The sequence below is a fragment of the Bartonella acomydis genome, from assembly GCF_039543025.1.
In the GTDB taxonomy this organism is placed as follows: domain Bacteria; phylum Pseudomonadota; class Alphaproteobacteria; order Rhizobiales; family Rhizobiaceae; genus Bartonella; species Bartonella acomydis.
Genome location: NZ_BAABIY010000005.1, coordinates 1 through 638 on the forward strand (window position 1 = coordinate 1; position 638 = coordinate 638).

Consider the following 638-nt stretch of genomic DNA (forward strand, 5'->3'; position numbering starts at 1 on the left):
CATTACGATAAGAAGGCAGATGGTGATACAGATTATACGAGTGTAACTTTCGGTAAAGGTAAGGATTCTACACCTGTTGGTCTTCATAATGTTTCTGATGGTGTGATTTCTAAGAATTCTCATGATGTGGTTACGGGTGGACAGATTAATAGCATTGGTGAGGATATTGCAAAATTCTTAGGTGGTAATACAGCTTTTAATAATGGTATTTTTACAGGACCAAGCTATAAGTTATCGAGTGTTTCTGAAGAAGGTCATGTGAATCCGAAAGACTTTAATGATGTAGGTAGTGCATTTACAGGCCTTGATGAGAANTTAAGGCTGGAGATATTACATCTAATTCAAGTGATGCAATAAATGGTTCTCAACTTTATTCACTGAAAAACCAAATGGCTGGTTATTTTGGTGGTGGAGCCGGCTATGATACGGAAGGCAACTGGACAGCGCCTACCTTTAAGGTCAAAACAATTAAAAATGGTAGTAATGAGGTTGAAGAAACTACTTATAATAGTGTTGCGGATGCGTTTGCAGGTGTTAGCACTTCTATTACAGATGTTCATAATGAAGTGAATAACCAAATCACCAATATTGTCAGTGATAGTCTTATCAAGCAAGACAAAGACACAGGTCTGATCATA

Annotated in this window: 1 protein-coding gene; it reads left to right on the forward strand. The window is 37.2% G+C overall.

The features are described from left to right. Positions 1–389: 389 nt before the first annotated feature. On the forward strand, positions 390–638 hold a 249-nt coding region (locus ABD909_RS01245; protein ID WP_345096149.1), incomplete at its 3' end, for a hypothetical protein.